The organism is Spectribacter hydrogenoxidans (assembly GCF_031846275.1).
In the GTDB taxonomy this organism is placed as follows: Bacteria; Pseudomonadota; Gammaproteobacteria; order Nevskiales; family Salinisphaeraceae; genus Spectribacter; species Spectribacter hydrogenoxidans.
The window spans coordinates 122,001-136,786 of record NZ_JAVRIB010000005.1; the positions used below are offsets into that span (position 1 = coordinate 122,001).

The following is a 14,786-nucleotide window of genomic DNA, read 5'->3' on the forward strand; positions in this document are numbered from 1 at the left end:
ACCCGAACCATGCCCAATGCTGCCGCCATCCAGATGGTTTCCGGTGCCGACCGCGACCGCAATCTGGCCGCCGCCGGCGAGCTGATCCGGCGCGCCGCCGATGCCGGTGCCCGGCTGGTTGTTCTGCCGGAGAACTTCGCCTTCATGGGCAAGCGCGAGTCGGACAAGCTGCGGATCGCGGAGCCCGACGGCAGCGGGCCGATCCAGGATTTCCTCGCCGACGCCGCCGCGGCCAGCAAGGTCTGGCTGGTCGGGGGTACGCTGCCGATCCGGGGCAACGATCGCAGCGATCGCGCATTCGCGACCTGCCCGGTCTACGCCGAGGACGGCGCGCGGGTGGCGCGCTTCGACAAGATCCACCTGTTCGACGTATCGGTGCCGGATACCGGGGAACAGTACAAGGAATCCGGCAGCACCATCCCCGGCACCGAGCCGGTGGTCATCGACACACCGCTGGGCCGCCTCGGCCTGACGGTGTGCTACGACCTGCGCTTTCCCGAGCTCTACCGGCACCTGTCGGCAGCCGGCGCAGAACTGCTCGCGGTGCCCGCCGCCTTCACCGCCGCCACCGGCCGCGCCCACTGGGAAGTACTGGTGCGAGCTCGCGCGATCGAGAACCTGTGCTACGTGATCGCGCCGGATCAGGGCGGGCGCCACGCCAGCGGCCGGGAAACCCACGGCGACAGCATGATCGTCGACCCCTGGGGCCGGGTGCTCGACCGCGTTGCCGCCGGCCCGGGCCTGGCCATGGCCGATGTCGACGTGGCCGGACTGCTGCGCACGCGGGAACGCTTTCCGGCACTGACGCACCGCCGGCTGTAATCAACCGCCGCGTATTGGCCTGCCGCGTTCGCGCGGTTACGCTTGCCGGCTTTTCACGGTGCGGGACCCACCCGATGCAAGACACGCTGTACGAATCCGACCTCACCAGCCTGACGCTGCTCAATCGCGGCAAGGTGCGCGACATCTATGCCGCCGATGCGGATCATCTGGTGATCGTGGCCACCGACCGCATCTCCGCATTCGACGTGGTCCTGCCCGACCCCATCCCCGGCAAGGGCGCGGTACTGACCTCGGTATCGCGTTTCTGGTTCGACCACTTCGGCGACCGCGTGGCCAGCCACGTGGCCGACCGGGCGCTGACCGACTTCCTGTCGCCGGCCGAACTCGCACAGGTATCGGGCCGCGCGATGCTGGTGAAGAAACTCACCCCGTTGCCCATCGAGGCCATCGTGCGCGGCTACCTCATCGGTTCCGGGTGGAAGGATTATCAGCAGACCGGCCGGGTCTGCGGCATCGAACTGCCGGCCGGCCTGGCACAGGCCCAGCAGTTACCCGAGCCGATCTACACCCCCTCGAGCAAGGCTGAGGCCGGCGAACACGACGAGAACATCGATTTCGAAGCCACCATCAACCTGGTCGGCCGTGACCTGGCCGAACAGGTGCGCGACATCTCGCTGTCGATCTACCGGCAGGCGGCCGCCTACGCCGCGGAACGCGGCATCATCATCGCCGACACCAAGCTGGAATTCGGCACCGACGCCGACGGCCGGGTCGTGCTCATCGACGAAGTCCTGACCCCCGACTCGTCACGCTTCTGGCCGGCCAGCGAGTACCGCACCGGCATCAGCCCCCCCTCCTTCGACAAGCAGTACGTCCGCGATTACCTCGAGACACTGGACTGGAACAAGACCGCGCCGGGACCGCGGCTGCCGGACGAGGTGCTGCACAATACCGCGGCCAAGTATCGGGAGGCGCAGAGGCGGTTGACCGAGTAGGTGCCGGTGGTCGGTTGGTCATGGGCCGGCAATTCAGGAATCCCGAGACTCGAATAAAGAAAAAGATTCCGCCCCGCTAACGCGGGCCGGGTAACTTTCTTGTGCGACAAGAAAGTTACCAAAGAAACGCTTCCGGCGAGCGAGTCCTGCCTCGAACGGAGTTCGAGGCAGGATACCCTGTGCGCTTCGGTCGGCGAAGGGGTGTTTCGACGGGTCATCCATGACCCGACGAAAACCGCGCGCCCGTCCTGGGCGCGCCCCTACGGGCCGGGAACCTCGCCGCCCTGCAGTGCTCGGCTCGGCCCGACGGGAATGAAGAAAAGGTGCCACAGCCGGGTGAGATCGCTTCTTCCCTCCCGTTAGCGCTTGCCGCCTGGCCGGCGGGCCATAGGGTAAGCCGGACAGGACGTCCGGCTTAGCGCCGCCGGCACACGGAGGTGACGTCGGCGCGACCCGGCCATGGCCCGGCGGCCAGGCGGGCACCCCTCGGTCAGCCTTTGCTGACCGAGGGGCAAGCGGTCCGGGTCGCCTTTCTTTTCGTCTCTTTTCTTTGGCGACGCAAAGAAAAGAGACTCGCCCTTCAGGGCGAAATTCTTCCACTCCGGGAACCGAAACAGCCCGCCGAGGCAAGCCATTCACGAAAGCTGTTGATGGCCCCGCCAGATCGATCGGGCAGGCGCCATTAATGGCGCCCTACGCCCCTTCAGCAAAAACGCCCCCGCATCAGATACCATCCCGAACGATATCCCCCGGACCCAGCAATGGCAGCTGCACACGACCCTCGGTGGTCACCGCCGGCACCAACAGATCGCGGGACAGCGTCACCGGGTACTGCGGATGGAATCCGAACACCTGCAGTCCCAGTTCCGTGCCGGCCGGCAACCGCTCGGCGATGGCGACCATGTCCAGCTCATGAGTGTCGAAGCCGCGCACGGGGGTGAGCTGATCGTCCACCATGTCCCAGCGCTGCTGGCCGGGCGGCCGTTGGACCACTGCGAACAGCAGGATCGGATCGCAACCGGTTGGCAGCAGACCCGGCAGAACCTCCAGGGCGCAATCCAGGCCCAGATCGCCGAGCAGGGAAATCACCGGGTCCACGGTCACGGAAAGACGGGGCACGCCAGCCAGAATGCGCGGCTGATCCACCGTGGTGAGCAGCGTGGTGCCCAGTTCCAGAGGTTCGAGTACTTGCCCGCCCGCCAGCGAAGCAAGTACGCCAGTCAGGCTGTTGGTTTCCGTGGTCATGGTCAGATCGAATGAGGTGCCACCGGCGGCAACCTCGTCGACGGTTATCGCATCACCCTCGGCGAGACTGAGACAGATCTCGTCGCCGATCGGCAGCGCCGAATCCAGCGCCGCCGAATCACGCTTGAGCTTGGCTTCGAACCAGCCGAAGCGCACATCGTCCAGATCGAGACCGCCACAGCTGAAACTGCCGCCGCTGTCCTGAAACGCAGGCGGGTTGATCGCCGCGTAGAAGGGGTCGAGCGGGTCCTCCAGACCCAGGGTTTCCAGGCTTGCCGGCAGCACATGCCCGGTCTGGTGCGTGAGCAGGCGCACGTCGCCACCGGCCTGGCGCAGACAGGAATAGTTTTCCAGCGCCTCGTTGACGTTGAACAGGGTGTCCTTGAACCCCTGCGTGATCAGGGCGTCGACGGCCGGTGGCGGGGTGCCGGGGCTGAACGCCCGCGGGTCGGGCGTGCCCACCACGAAACCATCCTGCGGCCCGGCAACCTGCGCGTCACAGAAATGCCGGAAGCTGTGATAGGCCAGCAGATTCCGGCCCGATTCGGACAGCCGGTTGGTCAAAGCGCCGTCCGCGAGAATCTCGACGATCAGCGGATCCTGGCGCAGATTCTGGCGCTCCAGCGCCAGCGTGACGAGTTCGTCCACCAGCGCTTCCGGCCCGGCGCCGCCGGTCGCCAGCCCCAGCAGCGGCAGTTCGCCGCCGGCGATCAGGGCCAGGGCCCAACCGGACTTGATGGCGCCGCCGGGGTTGAGCGAGAAGGTCAGATCATGCGGCGTTATATCCGGCGCAATCACGCGCAGCCGCTGTTCCGGGTCGGCCGCCGCGAGCAGGACCTGGTACATGCCGCCGTAGGAGCCGCCGTAGCTGCCCACCACCATGCGCCCGTCGCGGTAGGCCAGCTGCTCGAGGTTGGCTTCGGTCCAGTCCAGCAGGGCAATCAGGTCAAGGCCCTCGAAATCCGGGGACTGGATACGCACGGTGCCGGAGGATTCCCCGAATCCCCGCTGATCGAACGAGATCACGTAATAGCCGGCGTCGCGCAGGCGCTGCTGGAAATCGCTGGGGGTGACGTTGCGGCTGCCGCCGTAGCCGTGACTGTGCAGCACCAGCGGGTAGGTCTCGCCCTCGGTGACGGTGGTCGGCTCGAATACCTGGGCGATCAGGGTATCGCCGGTGCTCGGCACCTGGATGGCCTGGCGGTAGCTTTCGCCGGCGCGGCTGGCCGGATCGGGATTGCCGGGATCACCGGGGTCACCGCCGTTGTCGCCGCCGGGGCCGAGACTCAGACCACCCCCGCCGGAACCGCCACCACAGGCGGCGAGCAGAAACAGGGCGGCCAGGGCCGTTATCAGCGGCCGCACCGACAAATCGCGCATGGGGATCTCCTCCGACCGGCGTCGAGGCCGGCTCGATTATTGGTCGTTCCGTCCCATTATTACGCAGAAATGACGGCGATGGATCAGGTAACGGTGATTTTCAACAGATCGCTTTCCGGATTATCGGGCGTGATCAGGGCGGCCAGCGCCGGAAAGAACGCTGCCGGCACGAACACGGATTCGGGGGTGAAAATGCCCGGTTCCGGCAGACGGCGATCGACAATCGCCTGGACGCCAAGCGCGAGAACGCTGCCCGCCAGTTCGGCGTAGCTGCTGGCCGGCACTGCCGTCAGTTCGGCCAGGGCCGAGGCGTTGCGACCGGCCCGCTGTCCCTCGGCCAGGGCAAACAGCTCGGGTACCGCCGTTGGCGGTGCCACTCCCCCGCTGAATCGCCGCAGACGCCGGCCCAGACCGGGCCCGGGAAAGGCGCCGGCGGCCAGCAGCCCGGCCAGACGGTCGACTTCATCCTCGGCACCGGTATTACTGCGCATCAGCGCCTTCCAGCCGTGGTGCTGGCTGGCGGTCAGGGCAATCAGGCTCGGCGCATCGGCCAGGTCCGGAAACCGGCGGCCCAGCGTCACCGCTTCCGGATGACCGAACTGATAGAACACACGACTGCCGTAGCCGGGCAGCGAGAGCTTCACCGGGGCCAGCGCCTCGGCGAGTTCCCGGGCCCCGTGGCGGTACACCGACACCTGCCCGCTGGCCTGCTGCACCCGGTGGAGGTCCAGCGCGGTGGCCGTGTCCCGCGGCCCGCGATTGTCCGCATCGCTCAGCCGGCCGTCGGCGCGCCAGGCAGTGGCCAGCCGCCGGGTGTCGTCGAGGGCTTCGAGAGCCGCCACCGCCAGCAGGTTGGTCACGCCGGGGCTGGCGCCCAGGCCGATCAGCGCGGGCACGCCGGCGGTTCGGGCCTGCCGGTCCAGCACCAGCATGCCGAGGGTAGTTTCCGGATCGTCGCAGGCATCCAGGTAAGGGCGGCCGGCGGCCAGGGCCGCCTTCAGCACGATCAGCCCGTAACGAAAATAGGGCCCGCTGGTGTTGAGCACCACATCGGCCGAGGCCACCGCGGCGTCAAGCGCCGCCGCATCGCAGATGTCCAGCGTCAGCGGCGCGGCCGATGCCCCCAGCTCGGCGGCAGCCGCAGCGGCCGCGGCACCGTCATAGTCGGCCACGGTGATACGAGCCACCGCGGGCAGCTGACGAATGCGGTCCAGAGCGGCACGGCCCAGCGCGCCGCCACCGCCCACGGCGAGCAGATGCATGGTGCGTCGGGCGGCTGGTCAGTCCGACTGACCGAACAACGCGTTCAGCTTCTGCTCGTACTCGTGGTAGCCGAGGTGCTCATAGAGGTCGTTGCGGGTCTGCATGCCGTCGAGCACGTTCTTCTGGGTGCCATCGGCGCGGATCGCACCGTAGACATTTAGAGCGGCTTGGCTCATGGCACGGAAGGCCGACAACGGATACAGCACCATGCGCACGCCCTGGGCGGCGAGTTCCTCGGTAGTGTAGAGGTCGGTGGCGCCGAATTCGGTGATATTGGCCAGCACCGGCGCGCCGATGTCGACAAAACGCTGGTACATGGCGATGTCGGTCATCGCCTCCGCGAACACGAAATCGGCGCCGGCTTCCACGCAAGCCGCGGCACGTTCCACGGCGGCGTCCAGGCCTTCCACGGCCAGCGCATCGGTGCGGGCCATCACCAGCATTTCGTCACGCGCGTCCACCGCGGCCTTCACCCGATCGACCATTTCCTGCTGGGAGACGATGGCCTTGCCCGGCCGGTGCCCGCAGCGCTTGGCCGCGACCTGGTCCTCGATGTGCACGCAGGCGGCGCCGCCGCGCTCCATCTCGCGAATGGTGCGGGCGATGTTGAAGGCACTACCCCAGCCGGTGTCGATGTCGACCAGCAGCGGCACGTCGGTGGCGGCGGTAATGCGGCGCACGTCCTCGAGCACGTCGTTCATGCTGGTCATGCCCAGATCCGGCAGGCCGTAGGACGCGTTGGCCACGCCGCCGCCGGACAGATAGATGGCGCGGAAGCCGCTGTGTTCGGCCAGCATCGCGCTGTAGGCGTTGACGGCCCCGACGATCTGCAGGGGGTTCTCTTCGCTGAGCGCGTGATTGAAGCGTTGCGCGGCACTCGCCATCAGGTTGTCTCCGTTGTGCTGTTTCGAGCCCGTTATTTTACGCCAGGCCACATGAAACGGCCCCACCTGATGGTGGGGCCGTGCCGGTCAACACCCGCCGTGGCAGGTCGCGATACCCGAATATCTAGACGAAATACTTGATCGTCCAGTTAATCAGCTTGCGCGTGAACGGCGTGTAGGGCGGATGCATCAGGTGGGTCGACGAGAAACGGTCGCGCACGATGCCCCGCTCGTGCGAGAAGCTCTTGAAGCCCCAGTGACCGTGGGCCATGCCGATGCCGCTGTTGTTGACCCCGCCGAACGGCAGATTGCCGTGCAGGTACTGCATCATCACCGTGTTGATGGCGGTACCGCCGGCCGAGGTGCCGCCGATGACGCGATCGACAAACGCGTTGTCCTTGCCAAAAACGTACAGCGCCAGCGGCTTGGGCCGGCTGTTGATGTCGTCGATCACTTCACGGGTGTCCTTGAAGGTCATGATCGGCATCAGCGGCCCGAAGATCTCTTCCTGCATGATCTCGGCATCGGGCTCGATGTCGGTCAGCAGGGTCGGGGCCAGAAAATCCTGGGCGTCGTCGTGCTGGCCACCCGCCAGCACCTTGGCGCCACGAGACTGCGCGTCGTCCAGCAGATGCTTGATCCGCTTGTAGTGCTTGTTGTTGACGATGCGGGCGTAGTCCGCATTCGACTCGATACTCTCGAGCGAGCCGTACATCGTCTCCAGCCGCTGCTTGATCGCCTCGACGAACTCGTCCTTCACGTCGGCGTGGACGTAGGTCAGGTCGGGCGCGATGCAGGTCTGGCCGTTGTTGAAAAACTTGCCCCAGGCCACCGCGCGGGCCGCCTTATCCAGGTCGGCGCTCTTGTCGACGATCACCGGCGACTTGCCGCCCAGTTCCAGCGTGACCGAGGTCAGATGCTTGGCCGCGGCGCCCATGATGATCTTGCCCACCGCCGGGGAGCCGGTGAAGAAGATGTGGTCGAACGGCTTGTCCAGCAGGTTCTGCGAGGTTTCCACCGCGCCCTGGAACACGGCGATCTCGGATTCGTCGAACACCTCGCGCACCATGTCCTCCATCAGCTGGGAACAGTGCGGGGTCATCTCCGAGGGCTTGAGGATCGCGGTATTGCCGGCCGCCAGCGCCGACACCAGCGGCGAGAAGGTGAGATTGACCGGGTAGTTCCACGGCGACACGATCAGGCTCACGCCCTTGGGCTCGTAGCGGACGTGCGCCTTGGTGCCCAGCATCGCCAGGGTGGTCGGCACCTTCATCGGCTTCATCCACCGCTTGGTATGGCGGATGGCGTCGTTGGCCTCCATCACCACCGGCATGATCTCGGTCATGTCGACCTCGGCCGGCGGCTTGCGGAAATCCTTGTAGCAGGCCTCGTGGATTTCCTCGGTACGGTCCAGCAGCGCCTGCTTGAGTCGCTTGATCTTGGCGATCCGCTCGGCGGCGGTGCTGGTGCGCAGGGTCAGGGCCCGCTTCTGCTGCAGCGCGAACACGCGCTCGATCTCGGTGGCCTGATTGTCCGGTGCCTGGGCAAACCGGTCGCGAATGTCCTGTACGGCAGTACTCATGATCACTCCTCCTGTCGTGCGCCCCCGATGCGCTACGGAAGCCACACTCTACTATGTCAGGGCCATCGGCAGTTATGCCGAACCTAAGTCGTGGCCAGGCCGCTTTCGCCCATCGCCATCCGCGCCAGCTCCGGCCGGACCGCGTGGGCACGAAAGAATGTGTGCGCCAGGGCGGCAATCAGACGGCGACTGCGCTCGGGGTTGCTGCGCCGCAGCGGCAGCACGATCGCCTCCATGGTCGCCATCACCGCCTGGGCCATGTCCGCGACGGGGATGTCCAGCGTCAGATCGCCGTCGTCCACCGCCGCCTGGATAGCCTGGCCAATGACCCGGGCCGACGCCTCCTCGAACTGGCCCTGCACCGCGCGCGCCTCCGCGACGTCTGCGGTGGACGGCATCAGCCAGTAGCCGGCCACGCCCTCGTCCACTGCCGGATCCGCCAGCAGCGTTCCCATGCCGCGAAAGATCGCCATCAGACGCTCGATCGGCGTGTCCTCGGCCGCCATGCGAGTGAACACATGGCGGCGGAACAACGCGTTCAGCTGGCGCACGCAGTCGGTATACAGGGCTTCCTTGCCGTCGTAGTGCCAGTAGAGCGCGGCCTTGGTCAGACCGGCGGCCCGGGCCACGGCCAGCATCGACACGCCGTCATAGCCGTAACGGCCGAACAACGAGAATGCGGCCTCGCGAACCTGCTTGAGGGTATCGCCCTGTTCACTGGCGGGGCGGCGGGGCATGGATGTGCCATCGCGGGAATTTGGCCAAAGGATAGCATGCTATTGACTTACCGGTCGGTTAATTTTATCGTCCGGCTTGTTGCTGCGCTGAACGGCACAGCCGGAATTGACCACTCGGTCAATTCGATCAACGAGGAGACTGGTCAACATGAGTGTCACCACCGCCGAACTCGCCCGCGCCCACGACAGCAAACGCTATCTATGGCTGTGGGGCGCCGTCGTCGCCTTCCTGCCGATGATCGGCGGGGCGCTTGCCTGGCTCACCGGCAGCAGCTGGGCCTGGTTCTTCGCCCCGGCCTTTCTCTACGGGCTGGTGCCGCTCGCCGACTGGCTGGTGGGCGACGACGACAGTAACGCCGACGAAAGCGTGCTGCGCCAGCTCGAGGACGACCCCTACTACCGCTGGTGCACCTACCTGTTCATCCCCGTCCAGTATGTGGTGGTGGTCTGGGCCGCCTGGCTGGTGGGCAGTGGCTCACTCGACTGGGTGGCACTGACCGGCCTGACCTGGTCGCTTGCCATCCTCTCCGGCGTGGGCATCAACACCGCGCACGAACTCGGGCACAAAAAACCCGCCGGCGAGAAGTGGCTGGCCAAGATCGCGCTGGCGCCGGTGGCCTACGGGCATTTCTTCGTGGAACACAACAAGGGGCACCACCGGCGCGTGGCCACGCCCGAGGATCCGGCCAGCTCGCGCATGGGCGAATCCTTCTACCGGTTCCTGCCGCGTACGGTGATCGGCAGCCTGACCTCGGCCTGGGAGATCGAGAAGCAGCGCCTGGCCCGCTGCGGCAAGAGCGTGTGGTCGATCGAGAACGAGAACCTGCAGGCCTGGGCGATGACCGTGGTGCTGTTCGGCGGGCTGACGCTGCTGTTCGGCTGGGCGGTGCTGCCGTTTCTGCTGATCCAGGCCGCCATCGGGGCCTCGCTGCTGGAGGCGGTCAACTACCTCGAGCACTACGGCCTCAAGCGTCAGCAGGCCGAGGATGGCCGCTACGAGCGCTGCAAGCCGGAACACTCCTGGAACAACAACCACATCGTGACCAACGTGCTGCTCTACCACCTGCAGCGCCACTCCGACCATCACGCCAACCCCACCCGCCGGTTCCAGGCCCTGCGCCACTTTGACGATGCCCCGCAGCTGCCCACCGGCTACGCCGGCATGATCGTGCTGGCCTATATTCCCTGGCTCTGGTACCGGGTGATGGACCCGAAGGTGGTCGCCCATTACGACGGCGACCTGGACCGGGCCAATCTGCAGCCCGGCCGGGAAGCCGCGCTCAAGGCGCGGTACGCCGCCGCCTGACGCCGGTCGACGGACCCGCCTGCAGCGCCCCGTTGCCGATTCGGCAACGGGGCTTTCTTTCGACTTGACCCCGTAGTCAACTCCGGGGTGACAATGGAAGCCATGAACGCGTCTTCCAAGTCCGACATGACCATCGGCCAGCTGGCCCGCCGCGCCGGCTCGGACGTGGAAACCATCCGCTACTACGAACGTCGCGGCCTGCTGCCGCCGCCCCCGCGATCCGGCAATGGCTACCGCCGGTATCCGCCGGACGCGGCCCGCCGGCTGCGATTCATCCGGCGGGCCAAGACCCTGGGCTTCACCCTGGCCGAGATCGGCGAACTGCTAAGCCTGCGGGAAGCCGGCAACAACCGGGCCGCCGTGAAGGAGCTGGCCCGGGCCAGGCTGGCGGACCTGGACGCGCGACTGGCCGACCTTCAGCGCATGCGCGACGCCCTGGCGGATCTGGACCAGCGCTGCACCGGGCACGGCACCGTCAGCGGCTGCCCCATCATCGAAGCGCTCGATCAGGAGACAACAGCATGAACAACACCGCAACCGATCAGACCTGCGAACACGGCGGCCACACCAGCGGGCTGTTCAAGTCTTCGGCTCACGTCACCCTGCACTGCCTGACCGGCTGCGGTATCGGCGAGCTGCTGGGGTTGGTCATCGGCACGCTGGCCGGCTGGGGCGCGTTCGCGACCATGAGTCTCGCGGTGGTCCTGGCCTTCGTGGTCGGCATCAGCCTGGCGGCGGTCACGGTCATGCGTAATCACGGTCTGGCCCTGGGCGCGGCGCTGGCGACCGTCTGGCTGGGCGAGGTGGCCTCGATTTCCGTGATGGAGATTGCCATGAACGGCATCGATTACGCTGTGGGCGGCGTGCAGGCCGGGTCGCTGGCGGCGCCGATATTCTGGATCGGCTTCGGCCTGGCCCTGCCCTGCGGGTATCTCGCGGCCTGGCCGGTGAACTACTGGCTGCTCACCCGCAATCTCAAGCATTGTCACTGAGCACATCCGCCAGATTTATTTCCCGCGGCCGTTTGGGCTATGCTCGCGGCCGTTCCAGCTGATTTTCCGGAGACCCGCGTGAGCCGCAAGACCCCCGACAATCCGCCGCCGCAGAACAGCCTGTTCCGGGCCCTCGTGGTACCCGTCGGCCTGTTCGTCGGGGCCATCGTCCTGGCCTTGCTGGTAATCACCTTTGGCGACCGCATCACCGGCGGTGGCGGCACCGACAGCACCGCGAGCCGCGACGGCCGCACGCTGGACCCGCAGACCATGGAACAGCTCGCCACCGAATTCGACCGCCGCGGCGTGGCCTACGGGCCGGACGATGCGCCGGTGGTGGTGCGGGAATTCGCCGACTATCAGTGCCCGGCCTGCGCCGCCTTCGCGGATACTGCGGCGCGCATCCGCGAGAACTATGCCGACGAGGGCAAGGTGCGCTTCGTGTTCTACGACTTCCCGCTGCCCATGCATCAGCATGCGCGCCAGGCGGCGGCGGCGGCCCGCTGCGCCGGGCGGCAGGGCGAGTTCTGGGCGTACCACGAAGTTCTGTTCGAGCGGCAGTCCCGCTGGTCCTCGGCCGGTAACGTGACCAACGAGTTCCTCGACATGGCGGTGGAAAGCGGCGTCGACGCTGATGCCCTGGAACAGTGTCTGGACGAGGGTGCCGCCGATCAGCGAGTGGCCCAGAGCGCGGCGGTCGCCCAGCAACTGCGCGTGACGTCCACCCCGACAACCATGGTGGGCAACAAGGTGTTCCCCGGGGTGGTCGATTACGACACCATTGCCGCCGAAATCGACGCCCAGCTGCGGACCGCGGGTCAGTAAAGCAGGCTGATCAACGCCCGCAGGCCGTAGGCGCCTCCGCCGACGACAACGAGGCCGGCCAGCCACAGGCCGGCGAACCAGGCCAGCCGCTGCGGCCACGAACGCCGCACCGGCGGCCGCGTTTCCTCATCCTGCCGGTTCAATGGTACCCCGTCGAGGCGGTAACCTTGCCGCGGAATACCCAGTACGAGTAAGCGGTGTAGAACAGGATGAAGGGCAGCAGCGCAACCAGCCCGACCAGCAGGAACCCCTGGGTGGCGGGCGGCGAGGCTGCGTTCCAGATGGTCAGGTGCGGCGGCAGGATATGCGGCCAGATGGAAATGGCCAGCCCCGCATAACCCACCGCGAACAGCCCCAGCGAGTACAGGAACGGCTTGAACGTGGCCCGTCGGCCCAGGCTGCGGTACAGCCCCGCGCACAGCGCCAGGGTGATAGCCGGCACCGGCAGCAACCAGACGATGTTGGGCCAGCCGAACCAGCGCTGGGCATAGGCGTCATCGAGAAACGGCACCCACAGGCTGACCAGCGCCATGAATACCACGACTGCGGCCAGCAGCGTGCGGCTCCAGCCGTAGGCGCGGGTCTGTAGCGGCCCTTCGGCCTTGATCACCAGCCACGTGGCGCCGAGCAGCGCGTATCCCGCCACCAGCGCCAGCCCGGTCATCAGCGCGAAGGGGGAAAACCAGTCGAACGCCCCGCCCAGGTACTGGTTGTCGACCACGTTGATCCCGGCCACCAGCGCCCCGAGCGATACCCCCTGGCAGAAGGTCACCACCACCGAGCCGGCCTGGAAGGCGAAATTCCAGCCCCGCTTGTCGCGGGCCTTGAAGCGGAATTCGAACGCCACGCCGCGGAAGATCAGGGCCATGAGCATCAGCGACAGCGGCAGGTACAGCGCCGTCAGCATGGCCGAATAGACCGGTGGGAACGCCGCCAGCAGGCCGGCGCCGCCCAGCACCAGCCAGGTCTCGTTGCCGTCCCAGATGGGCGCGACGGAATTCATCATGATGTCGCGCTCTTCTTCGTTGGCGGCCAGGCGAGAGAGCATGCCGATGCCCAGCACGAAGCCGTCCAGTAGCACGTACATGAATACGCCGAAACCGATGATTCCGAACCAGATCAGGGGAAGCCATTCCACCATGGTCAATCCTCCGGAAGCTCGTCCGGCAGCGACATCGGCCGCGCCGGTGTCTTGAAGCCGGACGTGCGTGGCGGCGGTGCTTCCGGTCCCTGCCGGATCAGCCGCAGGATGTAGTACAGCCCGGCGCCGAACACCACCGAGTAGACGCACACGAAGGTGATCAGGCTGGCCGCCACCGCGCCGGCGGGAATCGGCGACACCGCGTCGGCGGTGCGCATCACCCCGTAGACCACCCAGGGCTGGCGTCCGATCTCGGCGGTAAACCAGCCGGCCAGCACCGCCACGAAGCCCGACGGCGCCATCCAGACCATGAAGCGGTGATACCAGCCCGGCTCGAACAGCCGGCCGCGCCACCACAGCCACAGGCCCCAGACTGCCGCCAGCAGCATCAGCATGCCCAGTGCCACCATCACCCGGAAAGCGTAGAACACCGGAATCACCGGCGGACGGTCTGCCACCGGAAAGGCGTCCAGCCCCACCACCTCGCCGTCAAGGTCGTGAGCCAGGATCAGACTGCCCAGTTTGGGGATGGCGATTTCGTAATGATTGGTCTCGGTCGCCGGATCTGGCACCGCGAACAGATACAGCGGGGCCCCGCGCCGGGTTTCCCAGTGGCCCTCCATCGCCGCTATTTTGGCCGGCTGGTGCTCCTGCACGTTCAGCCCGTGGAAATCGCCGGCCACGATCTGCAGCGGCGCGGTGATGGCGATGAAACCCACGCCCATGGCCAGCATCACCTTCGCCCCCTCGGGCGCAAGCCCACGGCGCAGGTACCAGGCCGCCACTCCCAGAATGACGAATGCCGTGGTCAGGTAGGCCGCCAGCACCATGTGGGCCAGGCGATAGGGAAACGACGGGTTGAACACGATCGCCCACCAGTCGGTGGGATGGAAGATGCCGTCGCGCAGTTCGAAGCCCGCGGGCGTGTGCATCCAGGAATTGGCGGACAGAATCCAGAAGGTGGACAACAACGTGCCCACCGCCACCATCACCGTGGCCAGGAAGTGCAGGCCACGGCCCACGCGATCCCAGCCGAACAGCATGATGCCGAGGAACGTCGCCTCCAGGAAGAAGGCCGTGAGCACCTCGTACGACAGCAGCGGGCCCAGCACATTGCCGGTGGCCTCGGCGAACACGCTCCAGTTGGTGCCGAACTGGAAGCTCATCACGATGCCCGACACCACGCCCATGCCGAACGACACCGCGAATATCTTCACCCAGAAGCGATAGAGCCGGCGGAAGACATCCTTGCCGGTGCCCAGCCACAGACCTTCGAGCATGGCCAGCCAGCTTGCCAGCCCGATGGTGAAGGCCGGAAACAGGATGTGGAAGCTGACCACGAAGGCGAATTGCAGGCGGGAAAGAAGTAACGCATCCATGGCAGGCCCCTGCTACCCCGTGGGGTATTAAGCCGAATGGCAGACAACTCGATATGCTACCGCATTGTGCGCCGCAGTAGAAAAGATTACGGCCTGCTCAGTTGACGCTGACCGGTCCGGCACGGTTTAGTAGCGGCCACCATAACAATCGTCGCCGGCGCTGACAGTCGGCCCGATGCGCGCCACGCCCGCGGGCTGGCCCGCCGGATACCGTGCTTCCACCCGGCTGCATGGTCGATGCGGGAGTTGCTCATGAATCCACCACCAACCCGGT

General features: G+C 66.6%; 14 protein-coding genes. 6 read left to right on the forward strand and 8 right to left on the reverse strand.

Features of this window, described 5'->3' with window-relative positions:
• Positions 1-9 precede the first annotated feature (9 nt).
• Both RM532_RS06250 and RM532_RS06255 read left to right on the forward strand, forming a co-directional pair.
• On the forward strand, positions 10-822 hold the full coding sequence (locus RM532_RS06250) for a carbon-nitrogen hydrolase family protein (protein WP_311652338.1): 813 nt from the start codon (positions 10-12) through the stop codon (positions 820-822).
• Positions 823-896: 74 nt separating this feature from the next.
• The gene (locus tag RM532_RS06255; protein ID WP_311652339.1) at positions 897-1,778 is read left to right on the forward strand and encodes a phosphoribosylaminoimidazolesuccinocarboxamide synthase; all 882 of its coding nucleotides are present in this window, start codon (positions 897-899) and stop codon (positions 1,776-1,778) included.
• Between the two features lie 723 nt (positions 1,779-2,501).
• Here the strand turns inward: RM532_RS06255 and RM532_RS06260 are convergent.
• The 5 genes from RM532_RS06260 to RM532_RS06280 form a co-directional block, all read right to left on the reverse strand.
• Positions 2,502-4,403: an alpha/beta fold hydrolase gene (locus RM532_RS06260; RefSeq protein WP_311652340.1), complete on the reverse strand. Its 1,902-nt coding sequence runs from the start codon at positions 4,401-4,403 to the stop codon at positions 2,502-2,504.
• A gap of 83 nt (positions 4,404-4,486) precedes the next feature.
• Entirely contained in the window at positions 4,487-5,665 is a 1,179-nt protein-coding gene (locus tag RM532_RS06265) for a saccharopine dehydrogenase NADP-binding domain-containing protein (RefSeq protein WP_311652341.1), read from the reverse strand.
• 18 nt (positions 5,666-5,683) lie between these two features.
• Positions 5,684-6,550, reverse strand: coding sequence for a methylisocitrate lyase (gene prpB / locus RM532_RS06270; RefSeq protein WP_311652342.1), 867 nt, complete (start codon positions 6,548-6,550; stop codon positions 5,684-5,686).
• 124 nt (positions 6,551-6,674) lie between these two features.
• The gene (locus tag RM532_RS06275) at positions 6,675-8,132 is read right to left on the reverse strand and encodes an aldehyde dehydrogenase family protein (RefSeq protein ID WP_311652344.1); all 1,458 of its coding nucleotides are present in this window, start codon (positions 8,130-8,132) and stop codon (positions 6,675-6,677) included.
• An 83-nt stretch (positions 8,133-8,215) separates the two neighbouring features.
• On the reverse strand, positions 8,216-8,869 hold the full coding sequence (locus tag RM532_RS06280; RefSeq protein WP_311652345.1) for a TetR/AcrR family transcriptional regulator: 654 nt from the start codon (positions 8,867-8,869) through the stop codon (positions 8,216-8,218).
• Positions 8,870-9,017: 148 nt separating this feature from the next.
• Between RM532_RS06280 and RM532_RS06285 the strand changes: the two genes are divergently transcribed.
• The 4 genes from RM532_RS06285 (at position 9,018) to RM532_RS06300 (ending at position 11,992) form a co-directional block, all read left to right on the forward strand.
• Positions 9,018-10,175: an alkane 1-monooxygenase gene (locus RM532_RS06285; protein WP_311652346.1), complete on the forward strand. Its 1,158-nt coding sequence runs from the start codon at positions 9,018-9,020 to the stop codon at positions 10,173-10,175.
• A gap of 102 nt (positions 10,176-10,277) precedes the next feature.
• On the forward strand, positions 10,278-10,700 hold the full coding sequence (locus tag RM532_RS06290; protein ID WP_311652347.1) for a MerR family transcriptional regulator: 423 nt from the start codon (positions 10,278-10,280) through the stop codon (positions 10,698-10,700).
• On the forward strand, positions 10,697-11,167 hold the full coding sequence (locus tag RM532_RS06295) for a DUF4396 domain-containing protein (RefSeq protein ID WP_311652348.1): 471 nt from the start codon (positions 10,697-10,699) through the stop codon (positions 11,165-11,167). Before RM532_RS06290 ends, RM532_RS06295 begins: the two co-directional genes overlap by 4 nt.
• 78 nt (positions 11,168-11,245) lie before the next feature.
• The gene (locus RM532_RS06300; protein WP_311652349.1) at positions 11,246-11,992 is read left to right on the forward strand and encodes a DsbA family protein; all 747 of its coding nucleotides are present in this window, start codon (positions 11,246-11,248) and stop codon (positions 11,990-11,992) included.
• Here RM532_RS06300 and RM532_RS15920 read toward each other — a convergent pair.
• Genes RM532_RS15920 through RM532_RS06310 form a run of 3 tightly spaced genes read right to left on the reverse strand, consistent with a single transcriptional unit; the run spans position 11,986 to position 14,512 of the window.
• Positions 11,986-12,102 (reverse strand): DUF2474 domain-containing protein, encoded by a 117-nt coding sequence (locus tag RM532_RS15920; RefSeq protein ID WP_349255276.1) that lies wholly within the window; start codon positions 12,100-12,102, stop codon positions 11,986-11,988. The two genes, RM532_RS06300 and RM532_RS15920, sit on opposite strands and share 7 nt — an antisense overlap.
• Before the next feature lie 29 nt (positions 12,103-12,131).
• A complete protein-coding gene (gene cydB / locus RM532_RS06305; protein ID WP_349255277.1) occupies positions 12,132-13,139 on the reverse strand; it encodes a cytochrome d ubiquinol oxidase subunit II in 1,008 nt (335 codons plus the stop codon).
• Positions 13,136-14,512 (reverse strand): cytochrome ubiquinol oxidase subunit I, encoded by a 1,377-nt coding sequence (locus tag RM532_RS06310; protein WP_311652351.1) that lies wholly within the window; start codon positions 14,510-14,512, stop codon positions 13,136-13,138. Before RM532_RS06310 ends, cydB begins: the two co-directional genes overlap by 4 nt.
• Between the last annotated feature and the right edge of the window lie 274 nt (positions 14,513-14,786).

Bases quoted from the DNA above. Each gene is read 5' to 3' on its own strand.
- RM532_RS06255 (WP_311652339.1), top strand. From the start codon at position 897: ATGCAAGACACGCTGTACGAATCCGACCTCACCAGCCTGACGCTGCTC.
- RM532_RS06290 (WP_311652347.1), top strand. From the start codon at position 10,278: ATGAACGCGTCTTCCAAGTCCGACATGACCATCGGCCAGCTGGCCCGC.
- RM532_RS06265 (WP_311652341.1), bottom strand. From the start codon at position 5,665: ATGCATCTGCTCGCCGTGGGCGGTGGCGGCGCGCTGGGCCGTGCCGCT.
- RM532_RS06295 (WP_311652348.1), top strand. From the start codon at position 10,697: ATGAACAACACCGCAACCGATCAGACCTGCGAACACGGCGGCCACACC.
- RM532_RS06275 (WP_311652344.1), bottom strand. From the start codon at position 8,132: ATGAGTACTGCCGTACAGGACATTCGCGACCGGTTTGCCCAGGCACCG.
- RM532_RS06250 (WP_311652338.1), top strand. From the start codon at position 10: ATGCCCAATGCTGCCGCCATCCAGATGGTTTCCGGTGCCGACCGCGAC.
- RM532_RS06310 (WP_311652351.1), bottom strand. From the start codon at position 14,512: ATGGATGCGTTACTTCTTTCCCGCCTGCAATTCGCCTTCGTGGTCAGC.
- RM532_RS06260 (WP_311652340.1), bottom strand. From the start codon at position 4,403: ATGCGCGATTTGTCGGTGCGGCCGCTGATAACGGCCCTGGCCGCCCTG.
- RM532_RS06280 (WP_311652345.1), bottom strand. From the start codon at position 8,869: ATGCCCCGCCGCCCCGCCAGTGAACAGGGCGATACCCTCAAGCAGGTT.
- prpB (WP_311652342.1), bottom strand. From the start codon at position 6,550: ATGGCGAGTGCCGCGCAACGCTTCAATCACGCGCTCAGCGAAGAGAAC.
- RM532_RS06285 (WP_311652346.1), top strand. From the start codon at position 9,018: ATGAGTGTCACCACCGCCGAACTCGCCCGCGCCCACGACAGCAAACGC.